This is a genomic window from Companilactobacillus halodurans, from assembly GCF_009600995.1.
Taxonomy (GTDB): Bacteria; Bacillota; Bacilli; order Lactobacillales; family Lactobacillaceae; genus Companilactobacillus; species Companilactobacillus halodurans.
Genome location: NZ_VDFO01000008.1, coordinates 1 through 15,993, shown reverse-complemented (window position 1 = coordinate 15,993; position 15,993 = coordinate 1). Strand labels below are relative to the sequence as shown.

Below are 15,993 nucleotides of genomic sequence, written 5' to 3'. Positions count from 1 at the left end.
AGAGACAAAGTTATGAACGAACAAGATGAGTTGTTAAAGAAGATTAACGAACTAGCTCACAAGGCTAAAGCTGGTACTATTACTAAAGAAGAAGAGGACCAACAAGCTCAATTGCGTAAGGAATACCTCAAGAATTTCCGTGCAAGTTTTAAGTCTCGATTAGAAATGTTGAGAGTTTATAATAAAGAGGGGGAAGAAGTTACTCCGGAAAAAGTTCGCGAAATTCAACGCAAAAAGGGATTACGTGACGATTAAGGCTTTCAATTAGGGAGTTTTTTTTGTAATATTAATAGATGTATGGAAAGGGTGAAACATAAATGGGAACAACTATAGTCGTTGGTATTTTAGCTCTATTGGTTGGTTTAGTTGGTGGTTTCTTCGCTGCCAGATGGTACATGAAGAAATACTTCCAAGATAACCCACCAATCAGTGCGGATATGATTAAGCAAATGATGGCTCAAATGGGACAAAAACCATCACAGAAGAAACTTAATCAATTGATGAGTACCATGAAGAATTCACAAAAGAAGAACAAGTAAGATATTATTTAGGATAATAGTTTTTGATTATTTTCTTAAATTGAAAAGGACTTAAAAATCGTATAACGATTTTTAAGTCCTTTTTTTTTTTGCATAAATCAGGAGAATATCTTTATATTAAATCATTAATTAATTCCGAACTTTAAACTGTATTATTTAAATTAAATTACAAATGAAACCGATAAGTACGAATAATTATTAAAAATAAAAGTATAAAATTCGTATTTACCGTTGAAACCTAACGCATATCTTGGTAAACTTTGAATACCAAAGCAAGAAAGGTGGAATTTTTAATGAGTGATGTCGCAATCGTAATGGGCTCGATTTCTGATTTAAAAGTTATGCAAAACACGATCGATGTCTTGGATGAGTTGGGTGTAAGTCACCAAACCAAAGTTATTTCAGCACATCGAATGCCTCAAGAAATGTTAGATTTTGCAAAAAAAGCTGTGGATGATTTCCAGGTAATTATTGCTGGTGCTGGTGGGGCAGCGCATTTGCCGGGGATGATTGCTTCTTCGACAGTCTTACCTGTAATTGGAGTTCCGGTTCCTTCTAAATATTTAAAAGGAATGGATTCATTATTATCAATTGTTCAAATGCCAGCTGGAGTTCCAGTAGCAACAGTTTCGATTGGTGAGGCAGGGGCGAAGAATGCCGCGATTCTTGCTACAAAAATTTGTGCTTTGAAAAATGAAGCTTATCAAAAATCCTTAGTTGATTATCAGCAACAAATGCACGATAAGTCACTGGAAAGTGGGAAAAATCTTGACTAAAAGCATATTGCCTAATTCCACGATTGGAATTATCGGTGGCGGTCAATTAGGTCAGATGATGGCTTTTGAAGCTAAAGCTATGGGTTATAAAGTTATTATTCTTGATCCTCAAGAGAATTGTTCCGCTGCCCAAGTTTCTGACGACCAGATTGTCGCCAATTATGACGATTTAGAAAAATTGATTGAACTAGCTAAGCGTTGCGATGTCTTGACATATGAGTTTGAAAACGTTGATGCTAAAGCAATTAATGAAGTTAAAAAATATACTCAAGTTCCTCAAGGTACCAAAGCTTTAAGCGTGACGCAAAACCGTGTTTCTGAGAAAGATTTTATTGAACAAAGCGGCTTTCAAACTGTTCCTCACGTCGTAATTAAAAATATCTTCGAATATCATCGAGGCATCGAAAAATTAACTGCTCCCGTAATCTTAAAGACCATTAGAGGCGGCTATGATGGGAAAGGTCAAATACTAATCGAAGATCCAGATGACGTTTGTTATGCCGATATTGAAGAATTGTTGATGCAAGGTCCATGCATGTTAGAGAAGAAGATCAATTTGAAAAAAGAAGTTTCAGTTGTAGTTTCTGCTAATAGTGATGGTCAAACTTCAATTTTTCCCATTATTGAAAATGTTCATCGTCACAATATTTTGCACCTCAGTACTTGCCCAGCTCAATTGAGCGAACAAGCCAGTCAACACATTTACCAAGTTGGCGAGACTTTGGCTAAGGAATTGGAACTAGTGGGTACGATGTGTATTGAATTTTTTGTTTCAGATGACGATGAAGTGTTTGTTAATGAAATTGCACCGCGACCACATAATTCCGGTCATTTAACGATTGAAGCTTGCAATATTTCACAATTCAATAGCCATATCAGAGGCGTCTGCAACTTACCAATGCCTGAGGTCGAACTATTTAAACCAGCTTTAATGGTTAATTTATTAGGACAGCACTTAGAAAATGCGAAAGCTGAATTGAATTTGCATCCGGAATGGAACTTCCATGATTATGGAAAAGATGCCATTAAAGAAAATCGTAAGATGGGACATATCACAGTTTTAAGCGACAATTTAACACAAGCAAAACAAGCTATCGAAAATAATCCAATTTGGAGAGTGTAAATTATGACTGATGAGAAGTTGCTCTATGAAGGAAAAGCCAAGAACGTCTACCAAGCAAAACAGGCTGATGAAGTTTTGATGGTTTATAAAGACCAAGCTACTGCTTTTAATGGTAAGAAAAAAGAACTTGAACCAGGCAAGGGCGTTTTGAACTGCAAAATATCAAGTTTAGTTTTTGATTATTTAATTAAAAATGGCATCAAAACTCATTTAGTAAGAAATGTTTCAGATCATGAACAATTGGTTAAAAAAACTGAAGTCTTTCCTCTGGAAGTCGTTTTAAGAAATATTACAGCTGGAAGTTTTGCTAAGAAATTCGATGTCGAAACTGGAACGCACTTAGAAGAACCTATCATCGAATTTTATTACAAGAGCGATGCTTTAGATGATCCCTTTATCAATGAATCACAGATTCACGCCTTGAAAATTGCTGACAAACAAGACATTCAATATATCAAAGAATTAACTTTAAAAATCAATCAGTTGTTGATTCCATTTTTTGCTCAAGGCAATTTTGATTTGGTCGATTTTAAATTAGAATTTGGCAAAATTGGTTCAGAAATTATTTTAGTCGATGAATTTTCACCTGACAATTGTCGTCTTTGGGATAAACAAAGTCACGATTCAATGGACAAAGATGTTTTCAGAAAGCATGAAGCAGATTTAGTAACAACTTATCAAAAAGTTTTGGATCGCTTAGTATCGCAAGAAAATTAATTAGGAGAAGAAGATGAAATTAGTTAAAGTTTACGTTACCTTGAAAGAATCTGTTTTGGACGCGCAAGGAGAGGCAATTAAGTCTGCCATTCAAACTATGGGTTACAACCAAATCTCTGATGTCCATATGGGTAAATATTTTGAATTGAAATTTGAAAATGATTACGCAAATTTGGAAAAAGATGTTGATTTGATTTGTGATGATTTACTCGCCAATCCTAACGTGGAAACTTATCGTTATGAGATTTTGGAGGGAGAATAAATGAAGTTTGCGGTCATTAATTTTCCCGGTTCTAATTGCGATATGGATTTATATTATGCCATTCGCGACGGAATCAAAGAAGAAGTTGAATTAGTTGATTACAGAAAGACTAGCCTAGAAGGCTTTGATGGTGTTTTGATTCCAGGTGGCTTTTCTTATGGCGACTATTTAAGAAGCGGTGCAATTGCAGTTCATGCACCAATCGTGAAAGAAATTATTCGTTTTGCAAATGAAGGAAAAGTTGTTTTCGGAGTTTGCAATGGTTTTCAAATTTTAACTGAATTAGGACTTCTTCCTGGGGCTTTGATTAAAAACGAACAAGGACGTTTTATCTGTGAAACAGTCGCTTTGAAAGTTATCAATGATCAGACGCCATTTACGAATCTTTATCAAGCTGGTAAGAAAATCAGAATTCCCGTAGCTCATGGTGAAGGTCGTTATTATTGCGATGAAGCTACTTTAAAAGAATTGAAAGAAAATAATCAAATTGCCTTTCAATATGGCGACAATGTTAATGGCTCCGTCGACCAAATTGCTGGGGTTTTGAATAAGCAAAAGAATGTTTTAGGAATGATGCCTCACCCAGAACGAGCAATCGAAAAAATTCTTGGTTCTGACGATGGCTTAAAACTTTTCCAATCGATTATCAATTATCAAGTAAAGGTGAATAATTAATGGCTGAACCTACTCCAAAACAAATCAAAGACCAAAAATTATATCAACAATGGGGCTTAACAGACTCTGAATATGACTTAATCAGTGAAAAAATCCTTCAAAGATTACCCAATTACACTGAAACTGGTCTCTACTCAGTTATGTGGAGTGAACACTGTTCTTATAAGAACTCGAAAAAGGTTTTACGAAAAATGCCTAATAAGAGCAGCCGCGTTCTAGCAGGTCCTGGTGAGGATGCTGGGATTCTTGATATTGGCGATAACCAAGCGGTCGTTTTCAAGGCTGAAAGTCACAATCACCCATCAGCTGTTGAACCTTATCAAGGTGCAGCGACAGGTGTTGGTGGAATTATCAGAGATATTTTCTCAATGGGCGCTCAACCAATTGCACTTTTGAATAGTTTGAAATTTGGACCAATGAATAATGGTCATACGAAGCACTTGGTCAATGAAGTAGTTGCTGGAATCGGTGGTTACGGAAATTGTATTGGTTTGCCAACAGTGGGTGGCGAAATCTCTTTTGAAGATTGCTATGAACAAAATCCACTTGTTAACGCCATGTGCGTGGGTTTATTGAACAATGTCGATTTCAAACCAGGAACTGCTAGCGGCGATAATAATTTAATCATCTATGTTGGAGCAAAGACTGGACGTGATGGAATTCATGGTGCAACTTTTGCTTCTGACGAATTTACAGATACCAAGAATAAGCAACGTTCTGCCGTTCAAGTTGGTAATCCTTTTATTGAAAAATTATTGATGGATGCCTGTGTCGAAATTATTGCGAAACATCCAAACTGGGTCTTAGGAATTCAAGACATGGGAGCAGCTGGATTAGTTTCTTCAACTGCTGAAATGGCTTCAAAAGCTGGCAGCGGTCTAGTTTTGAATTTAGACAAAGTGCCACAACGTGAAACTGAAATGACGGCTTATGAAATGATGCTTTCAGAATCACAAGAAAGAATGGTCTTGTGCGTTAAGCCAGAATTTGGCGATGAGGTTATTCGTTTCTTTAAAAATTATGAATTAGATGCCGTTATTATTGGTCGAGTAACTAGTGATAAGCAGTATAAGATTTATCATCAAAATATTTTGGTCACTGATATTCCAGTCGATAGTTTGACAGAAGACGTTCCTGAATATGATCGAGCAGAAAAACAACCGGCAAGAATTGATCAAGATAAAGATTATCATTTCATTCCTGAAGTTAATTCACTGGAAGAAACTTGGAACAAGATGTTGCGACGTCCAAATATCGCCAGTAAAAAACACTTCTATCAAACTTATGACTCACAAGTTAAGGCTAATACCTTGATAAGGCCTGGCGGCGACAGTGGCGTCGTTCGAATTCGTGGAACAAAAAAAGCTATTGCGATGACTAACGATAGCAATTCCAAATATGTTTACCTCGATCCATACGTTGGTGGCCAAATCGCCGTAATGGAAGCTGCCCGAAATATTGTTGCCACTGGAGCATTGCCAATCGGAATAACCGATTGCTTGAATTATGGAAATCCCGAAAATCCTGAAGTCTTTTGGGAACTGGACCAAAGCGTTCAAGGAATCGCTAGTGCCTGTGAAGCAATTGATACACCAGTAATTTCAGGTAATGTGTCACTCTATAACGAATACAACGATGTGGCAATTTATCCTAGTCCGATGGTTGGAATGGTCGGCCTATTGACAGATATCGACGATTTAATGACGAGTGATTTCAAATCTGCCGGCGACTTAATTTATCTTTTTGGTAAGACAGAAGATGATTTCAATGGTTCAGAGATTCAAATGGAACAATTGGGTGAACTAAAAGGTGGACTTAGAGATCTTGATTTGAACCGAGAACGACTTCACCAAGACTTAATTAGACGCGCAATCAGTCAAAAATTGGTCAAGAGCGTTCATGATGTTTCGGAAGGTGGATTAGCGATTGCTCTTTCAGAATCTGCTTTTGACAATCATTTGGGCTTTGAAATCTCAACTGGCTTAACATCAGCCCAACTGTTCTCAGAATCACAATCTCGCTTCTTAGTTTCAGTAGCTCCAGAAGACCAATTTAAATTTGAAAAATTAATTCAACAAAATTTTGAATGTTTAGGAAAAGTTACTAACGAACCAATTTTTAACGTTAAAACTGCTAATGAAGCTGTCATGATTGATGGCAAAAAGGCAGCAACTAATTGGAAAGAGGCGATTGCGTGCTCAATGAAGTAAAGAGTTTAAATGAAGAATGTGGGGTTTTTGGCGTCTGGGGCGCTGAAAATGCGAATTACCTAACTTATTTAGGTTTGCACAGTTTGCAACATCGTGGTCAAGAAGGGGCCGGAATCGTTGCTAACGATGGTAAAAAATTGCGAACTTATCGTAATTTAGGATTGTTGACACAAGTTTTTTCTAAGCCTGAATATTTGAATAGTTTAGTGGGGAATTCTGCTATTGGCCACGTTCGTTATTCAACAGCAGGTGAAAACAAGATTGAAAATGTGCAACCTCTACTATTCGATTTTACCGATAGCCAGATTGCTTTAGCTCATAATGGTAATCTAACAAATGCTTTTACTCTAAAAAAAGAACTCGAAGAAAAAGGTCATATCTTTAAATCGAGTTCTGATTCAGAAGTATTGATTCATTTAGTTAAACAATCCAATCAACCAACTTTACACCAGCGCTTGATTGAATCGCTCAATAAGATTCAAGGTGGCTTTGCCTATATCTTGCTTACAAAAGACGCTTTGATCTTAGCTTTAGATTCACATGGATTTCGTCCTTTATCAATTGGAAGATTAGATAATGGCGGTTACGTTGTAGCCAGTGAAACTTGTGCTTTGGATGCCGTTGGAGCAACTTTTGTTAGAGATGTGTTGCCTGGTGAATTGATTACCATTACTGATCAAGGGATGGATATCGACAAGTGGACAGATAAAACACAATTGGCTATCTGCTCTATGGAATTCATCTACTTTGCTCGACCAGATTCCAATATTTTAGGAATCAACGTCCATTCAGCTCGTAAACGTATGGGGGCTAATTTAGCTAAAGAAGCTGATGCACTTGGAGATATCGTTGTCGGCGTTCCTAATTCTTCATTGTCAGCCGCTAGTGGTTACGCTGAAGCAAGCGGTCTGCCTTACGAAATGGGCTTAATCAAAAACCAATATATGGGTCGAGAATTTATTCAACCAACTAAGGAATTACGAGAAAAAAGCGTTCGTCAAAAATTAGCAGCCGTTAAAGGTGTCGTTGAAGGAAAACGCGTAATTTTAGTCGATGACTCAATAGTTCGAGGAACAACCTGTGCTTATATCGTGCAATTATTGCGTGACGCCGGAGCAACTGAAGTTCATCTAAGAATTGCCTCACCAAGATTTATGCATCCTTGTTTTTATGGAATCGACATCCAAGAAAAAAGCGAATTGATTGCGGCTCATAAGAGTATTGCTGAAATGAATGAAATGTTTGGCTCCGATTCCTTAGAATTCTTGAGTGAAAAAGGTTTGATCGATGCTATTGGGATGAATGCCGATGCACCATATACTGGCCTTGACATGTCTTATTTCAATGGTGATTATCCAACTTATCTCTATGATTATGAGTCAAAAAAATAAGGAGGACGAAAAATGTCTAATCCCTATCAAGATGCTGGCGTGAATGTTGAGTCAGGCTATAAGATTTCTAAGTTTGTCAAACAGCACACCAACAATAATGGAAACATCGGAAATTTCGGTGGTATTTATGAAATTCCCGAAGGTTATCAACATCCTGTTCTCGTTTCAAGCGATGATGGCGTAGGAACGAAATTGCTCTTAACTAATCAAGCTAAGAAGTGGGACACGATTGGAATCGACTGTGTCGCAATGTGCGTCAACGATATCTTGTCTCAAGGGGCAACGCCGCAGTATTTTCTTGATTATATTTCTACTGGTAAGGTTGACCAAAAAGTTGAAGAAATCCTTAAAGGCGTGATAGCTGGCTGCAATTTGGCTAATGCTAATTTAATTGGCGGAGAAACAGCTGAAATGCCTGGCGTATATGGCAAAAATGATTATGATATTGCTGGATTCAGCGTCGGTATTTGTGAAAAGGACGACCTTTTGCAAAAAGAAAACCTCAAAGCTAACGATGTTTTGATTGGTTTGAAATCTAGCGGGATTCATTCCAACGGTTATTCGCTTGTGAGAAAGATTTTCTTTGAAGACCATGATTTCACGATGGAAAACATTTTGCCAGAAGCACCTAAGAAAACTCTTGGTGAAATGCTGTTAACCCCAACGAGAATCTATGTTCAAGACATCGTTCCCTTATTAGATGAAAGATTGATTAAGGGAATATCTCATATTACTGGTGGCGGATTTTACGAGAATATTCCTCGGATGTTGCCGGATGACTTAGCAGCAGAAATCAACGTTGATATTTGGCCTGAACTTGAGATATTTAATATCTTGCAAAAATATGGTCAATTAAAACTGGACGATATGTACCATATTTTCAATATGGGTATCGGGATGGTTTTAGCAGTTGATAAATCAAAAGAAATCGAAGTTCTAGATTTATTGAATGAAAATCAAACTGTCGCTTACACGATTGGCGAGTTAGTTCCAAAAACAAAAGCTAGTTTAGTTTTAAAGGGGGAAAAACTGTGAAAGTAGCAATTTTTGCCTCTGGAAATGGCGGCAACTTTGAAGCTATTGCTAGTTCAAAAGAACTGAAAGCTGCGGGACTACAAATTGAAATCTTAGTTTGTGATCAGCCGAATGCACATGTCATTCAACGAGCAGAAAAGTATCAAATTCCGGTCTTTGTTAATAAATTGTCTGATTATGACAACCGGGGCCTTTATGAAAAAGCCATTATTGAAAAGCTTCAGCCTTATCAAGTGGATTATATTTTGTTAGCAGGCTATATGAAAGTAGTTACAAAGGTTTTACTGGGAGCTTATCCTAATAAAATCATCAATATTCATCCATCGCTCTTACCAAAATATTCTGGTTTAGAAGCAATTGAACGTACATTTGCTGCTGGAGAAGATGGGGGCGTGACGATTCATTATATTGATGAAGGAGTCGATACTGGTCCTATCATCAAACAAAATCGCGTGATTCGTTTACAAGGTGATACCGAAGAAAGTTTTGAACAACGAATTCACCAAACGGAACATCAGATGTATCGCAGAGTAATTCTTGATCTATTAAATAAAAAATAATGGAGTAGATAAATAATGAAGAGAGCATTGATCAGTGTTTCAGATAAAACAGGTGTTGTGGAATTTGCTAAGGGCTTAATTGCTAATGGTTATGAAATTATTTCAACTGGTGGTACTTACAAGAAATTGCAAGAAAATGATGTTGATGTAATTGAAATTGACGAAGTAACTAAATTCCCTGAAATCCTCGACGGTCGTGTTAAGACGCTTCATCCAGTAGTACATGCTGGTTTACTTGCTAAGCGCGACAATCCTGAACACATGAAGACTTTGGAAAAATTGAATATTGAAACGATTGATTTAGTTTGCGTTAACTTATATCCATTCAAGGAAACTATTTCTAAAGCTGACGTAACACCAGAACAAGCCATTGAACAAATCGATATCGGTGGTCCCTCTATGATTCGTTCCGCTTCAAAGAATTTCAAGAGCGTTTACGTTGTGATCGATGCTAATGATTATGAAACAGTGCTAGAAAGTATCAAGTCAAATGATGACGATTTAGTTTTGAGACGTCGTTTGGCTGCTAAAGCATTTAGACATACAGCTGAATATGACAGTATCATTGGTCACTACTTGACTGATTTGAATGGCGACGAATTCCCTGATGTAGAAGTTTTAGGTTACGATTATCACCAAGAATTACGTTATGGTGAAAACTCTCATCAAAAAGCTGCCTTTTATAAGAGTGCGATGCCATTTGAATATTCCATCGCTTCAGCTAAACAATTGCACGGTAAAGAATTATCATTCAATAATATTAAAGATGCTGATGCTGCTTTAAGAATCGTGGCTGACTTCAAAGAACCTTGCGTGGCCGCTTTGAAACACATGAACCCTTGTGGCGTTGGTGTCGATGACGAATCAATTTATCAAGCCTGGAGAAAAGCTTATACCGCTGATACGATGTCGATTTTTGGTGGAATCGTAGCTGTTAACCGCGAAGTAACTAAAGAAATTGCTGAAGAAATGCACAAGATTTTCCTTGAAATCGTGATTGCACCAAGTTTCTCAGATGAAGCACTTGAAATCCTTGAGGCTAAGAAAAATATTCGTCTATTAACTTTGGACTTCTCAAAAGCTAAGGATGCTCAAAAGCATGAATACGTTTCAGTTATGGGTGGTTTATTAGTTCAAGAACGTGATACGACCGTTGATCAATTATCAGAATTTAAGGTTGTTACTGAAAAGGCCCCAACTGATGAAGAAATGAAAGCTCTCTTGTTTGGTCAAAGAATCGTTAAGCATGTTAAGAGTAATGCGATTGTTATTTCAACAACTGATAAGACTTTGGGAATTGGCGCCGGTCAAATGAATCGAATCGGTTCCGTTAAGATTGCTATCGAACAAGAAGAACAAGCTACACAGCATTCACCGCTTGTTATGGCTTCTGATGCCTTCTTTCCCATGGATGACTGTGTCCAATATGCAGCTGAACATAATATCACTGCTATTGTCCAACCTGGTGGTTCCATCAAGGATCAAGATTCAATCGACATGGCCAATGAACATGGCATCGCTATGGTCTTCACAGGCAGAAGACACTTCAAACACTAAGAGGTGATTTAATGAAGATACTAGTTATTGGTTCCGGAGGTCGAGAAGATGCAATTTGCAAAACTCTTTTGAAAGAACCAACTAATACAGTTTTTTGTGCTCCAGGAAATGATGGCATGCGCTTATCAGGAATCAAAACTATTTCAATCGATGAAGATGATTTTTCTCATTTGACCAATTTTGTTCAAACTAACAATATTGATTTTACGATTGTGGGTCCAGAAGAGCCATTAGTTAACGGCATTGTTGACTTTTTTAAAGAAAGAAAATTAAAAATTTTTGGCCCCAATAAAAAAGGCGCTCAAATCGAAGGATCCAAGTCGTTTACTAAAAAAATAATGGCTGATGCTAAAATTGCCACAGCCAAATATCAGGAATTTACTAAACTCGAAGATGCGATTGAGTATTTGACAAATGAAGCAGATTTTCCGATTGTCATTAAAGCAGACGGTTTAGCTGCCGGTAAGGGAGTTTATATTTCCCAAAATCTTGCTGATGCTAAAAATACCGTTAGTGAATTATTGGATGGACATAAGTTCAATACGAGAAAAGTTGTTATTGAGGAATTCTTGTTGGGTGAAGAATTTTCATTAATGGCCTTCGTTGACCACAAAAGATTTTATCCCATGCCAATTGCACAAGACTATAAGAAAATCTATAACGATGACCAAGGTCCAAATACTGGTGGTATGGGGGCAATTTGTCCGGTGCCTAATATTTCAACACAAATCACGCAACAAGCAATCGATGAAGTATTAGAACCCTTTGTCAAAGAATTATATCAACAAGGTATTAAATATACCGGGATAGTTTATGCTGGTTTGATTTTGACAAAAAAGGGCATCAAGGTAATTGAATTCAATGCTCGTTTTGGAGATCCGGAAACGGAAGTCGTTTTGCCAAGATTGAAAACTAGTTTGACTGAAATAATCGTTTCTATTTTGAATCACAAAAAGATTTCTCAAATTGATTGGGAAGAAAATAATTTGAATTTAGGAGTCTTTGCTGTCAGTAAAGGTTATCCTCAAAAACCTATCTTTGGTGATTTAGGAAGCGTCGATGATTTTAAAAATTGTCCATTGTCAATCAACTTTGCTGGCGTTAGAAAAGAAAATCACCGTTTAATCAGTAATGGTGGTCGTCTTTATTTAATGCAAACAAAGGCTAAAACTTTAAAAGATGCACAAGATTTAATTTATCAGAATTTAGAAAAAATGAATCAAGAGAATATTTCTTATCGAACCGACATCGGTAAAAATGCTCTTTAAACTAAAAAAGCCGCTAATTCTATTAGAATTAACGGTTTTTTTGATGGTTCAAAAGTTTTTTTATTGTTATATAATAAATTAATGTTTCTTTTTAGGTGGGACATAATCAAAATCAGGATTGATTTCTTGATCAATTTGGTCCCAAGCTTTTTCCATGTCATCATTGACTTGTTTAGTTTGTTTCTCATCTAATTTAGCTTTGAAATCAAAATCGATTTCTGGTCCAATTCCGACGGTAATTTTTTGATGCTTCAATAGGCCGCCGAAAGTTAAGGGTCCTTGATAAACAAAGGGCACCAAAGGTGCTTTTGACAATTTGGCAATTAATGAAGCACCGCCCTTTAATTCTTCCGAGTAGCGGGTACCAGATGGAAACATGATTAAGACTCGACCTTGTTTTTTTAAGGCCTTAACTGGTATTTTGATAGCTGATGGTCCAGGGTGTTTTCGGTCAACCGCAAAAGCGTGAGCGTGAAGTAAAATGAAACGCAAGATTGGATTTTTAAAAAGTTCTTTTTTTGCCATAAATGTGGCATCACGTGGTGCAATTACTAGTGCGAAGAAAATTGGCTCCCACCAAGTTCTATGTGGAGCAACTAAAATATAAGGTTTGTCAGGCAAGTTTTCTTTACCGACAACATCAAAGTGACCGTTTAATAGGAAAATTAGGCCACGGACAAATATACGAATAGCTTTATAAAACATAAAAATATCATTCTCCCAAAAATAATTTTCACTTATTTAAAATACCACAAAGAAGGTGCAGCATGTCGATTAATTCTCAAGATATTATTTCCAATAGCGGAATTATCATTAATCAGGATAAAAAACTTTACTCATTTAATCTTGATACTATTTTACTCTATAATTTTGCTAAACCAGCAAAAAAAGGCAAAATTGTTGATCTATGTTCAGGAAATGGGGCAATTGGTCTCTCACTAGCTTCAAAAACTAAGGCTCAAATTTATTTAGTTGAAATTCAAAGCCAGCTGTCAAAATTAGCCAGTCAAAGTATTGAAGATAATCATTTGCAGGACCAAGTTCATTCGATCAATGATGATTTAAAAAAGTTACCGCAATATTTTGACCATGACACGATTGATACGATTGTCTGCAATCCACCATATTTTAAAGTTTCCAAACAAACAGTCTTAAAAGATAATCAAGTTTTGGCGATTGCTCGACATGAAATTAAAACTAATTTAGAAATTATTCTAACGACAATTAAGATTATGTTGAAAGAAAACTCGCATGCTTATTTAGTTTATCGCCCAGAACGCTTAAGCGAGTTGCTGACTATTATGGCACAACAAAAGATTCAAGCCAAACGGATGCGTTTTGTTCGTTCGAAAAAAGATCAGGATGCCAATTTAGTTTTAATAGATGCTGTTAAAACAGTTAAAGAGGCTTCGTTAAAAGTTGAACCAGATTTAGTGATTTATGATGATAATCATCAATTAAGCAAAGAGGCCAGTTTATTAATCAATGGAAAATAATCAATATTTTGTCTATATATTATTATGTAGCGACCAAACTTTTTATACAGGTACGAGCAATGATGTAAAAAAACGGGTCGCAACTCACAATGCAGGCAAGGGTGCTAAGTATACCAAGACTAGACGACCAGTTAAATTAATGTATCAAGAAAAATTAGCCAATAAGTCGCAAGCATTGAAACGAGAAATTGCTATAAAAAAATTGTCGCGCCAACAAAAGGAAAGCTTGCTAAAAAGTAATGGAATAAATTGGCGTGACTACTTGATTTAACGATAGTCTTCCCTTATAATATTTGTTTGTATTGAATACACACACTTAATGATTCGGTTGACGGTGCGCGAGTCGCGTTTTGATCGAATAAGATTTAAGTGGAGGTAAAAACCAGGAGGAACTTTTTATGTCAGTTATTTCTATGAAACAACTTCTTGAAGCCGGTGTACATTTCGGTCACCAAACAAGAAGATGGAACCCAAAGATGAAGCCATTTATCTTTACACAAAGAAATGGTATTTACATCATTGATTTACAAAAGACTGTACGCATGATTGATGATGCATACAACTATATGAAGGCTGTTGCCGGTGATGATGGTATTTTCCTATTCGTTGGTACTAAAAAACAAGCCCAAGACGCTATTGCTGAAGAAGCAACACGTGCCGGTCAATACTACGTTAACCACCGTTGGTTAGGTGGAACTTTGACTAACTGGAACACAATCCAAAAACGTATCAAGAGATTAAAGGACATCAAGGCTATGTCACAAGATGGTACTTTTGATCGTCTACCTAAGAAGGAAGTTGCTTTGCTTGAAAAGCAAGAAGCTAAGTTAGAGAAATTCCTTGGTGGTATCGAAGATATGCCAAGAATCCCTGATGTTATGTTTATTGTTGACCCTCACAAGGAAAACATTGCTGTTAACGAAGCTAAGAAACTTAATATTCCTATCGTAGCTATGGTTGATACAAACACAGATCCAGATCCTATCGATGTTATCATTCCTTCAAACGATGATGCTATTCGTGCCGTTAGATTAATCACATCTAAGATGGCTGATGCAATCGTTGAAGGTAAGCAAGGTGAAGAAAACATCACTGATGCTGATTTTAAAGATGGTAAGAAGGATGATGCAAAGGATTCAAACGATGATGCTGCTGATGCAAAATCAATCGAAAATCTTGAAGAATCAAAAAACACAAGTAATAATGAAGACAACAAATAATAAATAATATCCGTAAAATAGAGTCATCTGTGCAAGATGGCTTTATTTATACGACTGGAGGATTTACGAATGGCTAAAATTACTGCTGCTCAAGTTAAAGAATTACGTGATAAGACAAGTGTTGGTATGATGGATGCTAAAAAAGCATTGGTTGCTGCTGACGGCGATATGCAAGAAGCTATCGACAAACTTCGTGAAAAAGGTATTGCTAAAGCTGCTAAGAAGAGTGGAAACATCGCTGCTGAAGGTTTAGCACATATCGAAGTTTCAGGTAACAAAGCTGCTATTATTGAAGTTAATTCAGAAACTGACTTTGTTTCAACAAATGATAAGTTTAAAGACCTTGTAAATAAGATTGGTAAAGTTATCGTTGAAAACGAACCAAAGACAATGGACGAAGCTATGGCTTTGAAGCTTGATGATGGAACTGTTAACGATGCTATCACAGGCTTAACAGCTGTTATCGGTGAAAAGATTTCCTTGAGACGCTTCAAGGTTCTTGATAAGACTGACTCACAAGTATTCGGTTCATATCTACACAATGGTGGTTTGATCGGTGCTATCGTTACTCTTGAAGGCTCTGATGAAGATGCTGCTAGAGACGTTGCAATGCACGTTGCTGCCATCAACCCTGAATACATGACTCGTGAACAAGTTCCTAGCGATGTTCTTGATCATCAAAAGAAGATTTTCACTGAAGAAACAAAGTCTGAAGGTAAACCTGAAAAGATTATTCCAAGAATCGTTGAAGGCCGTGTAAACAAGTACTTGTCAGAAATTAGTTTGGCTGACCAAGAATTTGTTAAGGATTCAGATATGACTGTTCAACAATTTGTTGAATCAAAGAATAGTAAATTAGTTTCATTCGTTCGCTTTGAAGTTGGCGAAGGAATCGAAAAGAAACAAGAAGACTTTGCTGAAGAAGTAAAGAACCAAATGAAGTAATAAATCATACATTTTTGAGAAAGGTCGCTTAATTCATTGTGAATTAAACGGCCTTTTCTTGTATAAAGGGTTGTATCTTCGCTTTTTTTATTGGCTGTACGATAAATAAAGTTGATAGGTATTTTGCCATCAACTTTATTTTTGTATACCATTTATTAGTAATAACCATTTAAGAACACCAAAAAAGGACACCATTCATGCCCTTTAGATGTTCGACCC

General features: G+C 36.6%; 18 protein-coding genes. 17 read left to right on the top strand and 1 reads right to left on the bottom strand.

Features of this window, described 5'->3' with window-relative positions:
* Positions 1-12 precede the first annotated feature (12 nt).
* The 13 genes from FHL05_RS02945 to purD all read left to right on the top strand — a co-directional run bounded on the left by FHL05_RS02945 (position 13) and on the right by purD (position 12,113).
* Positions 13-255 carry a DUF896 domain-containing protein gene (locus tag FHL05_RS02945; protein ID WP_153384500.1) on the top strand — a complete coding sequence of 81 codons (243 nt, stop codon included), beginning with the start codon at positions 13-15 and terminating at the stop codon, positions 253-255.
* 62 nt (positions 256-317) lie between these two features.
* Positions 318-539 (top strand): YneF family protein, encoded by a 222-nt coding sequence (locus tag FHL05_RS02940; RefSeq protein ID WP_153384501.1) that lies wholly within the window; start codon positions 318-320, stop codon positions 537-539.
* Positions 540-832: 293 nt separating this feature from the next.
* Positions 833-1,315: a 5-(carboxyamino)imidazole ribonucleotide mutase gene (gene purE, locus FHL05_RS02935; RefSeq protein WP_153384502.1), complete on the top strand. Its 483-nt coding sequence runs from the start codon at positions 833-835 to the stop codon at positions 1,313-1,315.
* On the top strand, positions 1,308-2,438 hold the full coding sequence (purK, locus tag FHL05_RS02930) for a 5-(carboxyamino)imidazole ribonucleotide synthase (protein ID WP_238333938.1): 1,131 nt from the start codon (positions 1,308-1,310) through the stop codon (positions 2,436-2,438). The genes purE and purK overlap by 8 nt, the downstream gene beginning before the upstream one ends.
* A 3-nt stretch (positions 2,439-2,441) precedes the next feature.
* On the top strand, positions 2,442-3,155 hold the full coding sequence (purC, locus tag FHL05_RS02925) for a phosphoribosylaminoimidazolesuccinocarboxamide synthase (RefSeq protein WP_153384504.1): 714 nt from the start codon (positions 2,442-2,444) through the stop codon (positions 3,153-3,155).
* Positions 3,156-3,168: 13 nt separating this feature from the next.
* Positions 3,169-3,417, top strand: coding sequence for a phosphoribosylformylglycinamidine synthase subunit PurS (gene purS / locus FHL05_RS02920; protein WP_153384505.1), 249 nt, complete (start codon positions 3,169-3,171; stop codon positions 3,415-3,417).
* Entirely contained in the window at positions 3,418-4,092 is a 675-nt protein-coding gene (gene purQ, locus FHL05_RS02915) for a phosphoribosylformylglycinamidine synthase subunit PurQ (protein ID WP_153384506.1), read from the top strand. It abuts the gene before it with no gap.
* Positions 4,092-6,302: a phosphoribosylformylglycinamidine synthase subunit PurL gene (gene purL / locus FHL05_RS02910; RefSeq protein WP_153384507.1), complete on the top strand. Its 2,211-nt coding sequence runs from the start codon at positions 4,092-4,094 to the stop codon at positions 6,300-6,302. Before purQ ends, purL begins: the two co-directional genes overlap by 1 nt.
* A complete protein-coding gene (gene purF / locus FHL05_RS02905) occupies positions 6,287-7,693 on the top strand; it encodes an amidophosphoribosyltransferase (RefSeq protein WP_162000183.1) in 1,407 nt (468 codons plus the stop codon). Before purL ends, purF begins: the two co-directional genes overlap by 16 nt.
* A 12-nt stretch (positions 7,694-7,705) precedes the next feature.
* Positions 7,706-8,728, top strand: a complete 1,023-nt coding sequence (gene purM, locus FHL05_RS02900; protein WP_153384509.1) for a phosphoribosylformylglycinamidine cyclo-ligase — start codon at positions 7,706-7,708, stop codon at positions 8,726-8,728.
* Entirely contained in the window at positions 8,725-9,288 is a 564-nt protein-coding gene (gene purN / locus FHL05_RS02895; RefSeq protein WP_162000182.1) for a phosphoribosylglycinamide formyltransferase, read from the top strand. Before purM ends, purN begins: the two co-directional genes overlap by 4 nt.
* Positions 9,289-9,303: 15 nt before the next feature.
* The gene (gene purH / locus FHL05_RS02890; protein ID WP_153384510.1) at positions 9,304-10,845 is read left to right on the top strand and encodes a bifunctional phosphoribosylaminoimidazolecarboxamide formyltransferase/IMP cyclohydrolase; all 1,542 of its coding nucleotides are present in this window, start codon (positions 9,304-9,306) and stop codon (positions 10,843-10,845) included.
* A gap of 11 nt (positions 10,846-10,856) precedes the next feature.
* Positions 10,857-12,113 (top strand): phosphoribosylamine--glycine ligase, encoded by a 1,257-nt coding sequence (gene purD / locus FHL05_RS02885; protein ID WP_153384511.1) that lies wholly within the window; start codon positions 10,857-10,859, stop codon positions 12,111-12,113.
* A 78-nt stretch (positions 12,114-12,191) separates the two neighbouring features.
* Here purD and FHL05_RS02880 read toward each other — a convergent pair whose 3' ends face one another.
* Positions 12,192-12,818 carry a lysophospholipid acyltransferase family protein gene (locus tag FHL05_RS02880; protein ID WP_153384512.1) on the bottom strand — a complete coding sequence of 209 codons (627 nt, stop codon included), beginning with the start codon at positions 12,816-12,818 and terminating at the stop codon, positions 12,192-12,194.
* A gap of 62 nt (positions 12,819-12,880) precedes the next feature.
* On the opposite strand from FHL05_RS02880, the gene FHL05_RS02875 reads away from it, so the two are divergent.
* From FHL05_RS02875 to tsf, 4 genes are all read left to right on the top strand, one after another.
* A complete protein-coding gene (locus FHL05_RS02875; RefSeq protein WP_153384513.1) occupies positions 12,881-13,609 on the top strand; it encodes a tRNA1(Val) (adenine(37)-N6)-methyltransferase in 729 nt (242 codons plus the stop codon).
* Complete coding sequence (locus tag FHL05_RS02870; protein WP_153384514.1) at positions 13,599-13,880, top strand: GIY-YIG nuclease family protein; 282 nt, start codon at positions 13,599-13,601, stop codon at positions 13,878-13,880. The genes FHL05_RS02875 and FHL05_RS02870 overlap by 11 nt, the downstream gene beginning before the upstream one ends.
* Before the next feature lie 127 nt (positions 13,881-14,007).
* Entirely contained in the window at positions 14,008-14,829 is an 822-nt protein-coding gene (gene rpsB / locus FHL05_RS02865; protein WP_153384515.1) for a 30S ribosomal protein S2, read from the top strand.
* Positions 14,830-14,898: 69 nt separating this feature from the next.
* Positions 14,899-15,774 carry a translation elongation factor Ts gene (tsf, locus tag FHL05_RS02860; protein WP_153384516.1) on the top strand — a complete coding sequence of 292 codons (876 nt, stop codon included), beginning with the start codon at positions 14,899-14,901 and terminating at the stop codon, positions 15,772-15,774.
* Positions 15,775-15,993 lie beyond the last annotated feature (219 nt).

Excerpts from the sequence above, each read along its gene's own strand:
- rpsB (WP_153384515.1), top strand. The coding sequence starts at position 14,008 with ATGTCAGTTATTTCTATGAAACAACTTCTTGAAGCCGGTGTACATTTC.
- tsf (WP_153384516.1), top strand. The coding sequence starts at position 14,899 with ATGGCTAAAATTACTGCTGCTCAAGTTAAAGAATTACGTGATAAGACA.
- purD (WP_153384511.1), top strand. The coding sequence starts at position 10,857 with ATGAAGATACTAGTTATTGGTTCCGGAGGTCGAGAAGATGCAATTTGC.
- purM (WP_153384509.1), top strand. The coding sequence starts at position 7,706 with ATGTCTAATCCCTATCAAGATGCTGGCGTGAATGTTGAGTCAGGCTAT.
- purQ (WP_153384506.1), top strand. The coding sequence starts at position 3,418 with ATGAAGTTTGCGGTCATTAATTTTCCCGGTTCTAATTGCGATATGGAT.
- purH (WP_153384510.1), top strand. The coding sequence starts at position 9,304 with ATGAAGAGAGCATTGATCAGTGTTTCAGATAAAACAGGTGTTGTGGAA.
- purL (WP_153384507.1), top strand. The coding sequence starts at position 4,092 with ATGGCTGAACCTACTCCAAAACAAATCAAAGACCAAAAATTATATCAA.
- purS (WP_153384505.1), top strand. The coding sequence starts at position 3,169 with ATGAAATTAGTTAAAGTTTACGTTACCTTGAAAGAATCTGTTTTGGAC.
- FHL05_RS02945 (WP_153384500.1), top strand. The coding sequence starts at position 13 with ATGAACGAACAAGATGAGTTGTTAAAGAAGATTAACGAACTAGCTCAC.
- purE (WP_153384502.1), top strand. The coding sequence starts at position 833 with ATGAGTGATGTCGCAATCGTAATGGGCTCGATTTCTGATTTAAAAGTT.
- FHL05_RS02940 (WP_153384501.1), top strand. The coding sequence starts at position 318 with ATGGGAACAACTATAGTCGTTGGTATTTTAGCTCTATTGGTTGGTTTA.
- FHL05_RS02875 (WP_153384513.1), top strand. The coding sequence starts at position 12,881 with ATGTCGATTAATTCTCAAGATATTATTTCCAATAGCGGAATTATCATT.
- FHL05_RS02880 (WP_153384512.1), bottom strand. The coding sequence starts at position 12,818 with ATGTTTTATAAAGCTATTCGTATATTTGTCCGTGGCCTAATTTTCCTA.
- FHL05_RS02870 (WP_153384514.1), top strand. The coding sequence starts at position 13,599 with ATGGAAAATAATCAATATTTTGTCTATATATTATTATGTAGCGACCAA.
- purC (WP_153384504.1), top strand. The coding sequence starts at position 2,442 with ATGACTGATGAGAAGTTGCTCTATGAAGGAAAAGCCAAGAACGTCTAC.